This window comes from Curtobacterium phyllosphaerae (genome assembly GCF_049341865.1).
GTDB classification, from domain to species: Bacteria; Actinomycetota; Actinomycetes; order Actinomycetales; family Microbacteriaceae; genus Curtobacterium; species Curtobacterium phyllosphaerae.
On record NZ_JBMPIU010000013.1, the window covers coordinates 1 to 543 of the forward strand.

Sequence of the window (543 nt, forward strand, 5' to 3'; positions counted from 1 at the left end):
GGTCTCACGGCTGCGAACGCGGCTCCGGCGCACTACGCTGCGGCGTCGTCGTCGAAGATCCCCGCGCCGGCTGCTGCGGTGCCCGAGGTCCTCGGCGGCAACACCGCCGTCAAGCTCGACGCCGGGTTCGCTGCGGCGCTGAAGAGCTTGGGCCTGACGCCGGGTGTGTCGGGGTCGGCGACCCTGACCGATGGTTCGGTGCACTTCCCGATCACCGGCGGCAGCGTCGTGTACTGGTCCCCGGACTCCGGCTACCGCCCCTACGTGCAGGGCATCCTCGAGCACGACGGTTCGGGCCTGACGCTGACGGCTGGGTCCACGACGGTCACGCTGTCGAACTTCACCGTCAACCCGGGCAACAGCAAGCTCTACGGTGATGTCGCGGTGAACGGCACGACCGCGGTCAGCCAGGCGTACCTGTTCTCGCTGCACGGTGGGACCCTCAAGCCCCTCCAGCTCGACGGCAACGACGCGATCCTGACCGGCACCACCGTGCACGTGTCCTCCGACGCTGCGGCGCTGCTGAACAAGACCTTCAGCACC

The 543-nt window shown here is 69.1% G+C and carries 1 protein-coding gene; it reads left to right on the top strand.

Going from position 1 to position 543, the window contains the following annotated elements; genetic code table 11:
* A partial coding sequence (locus tag ACO0E0_RS15140) for a hypothetical protein (protein WP_422872275.1) occupies positions 1–543 on the top strand: 543 nt, incomplete at both ends.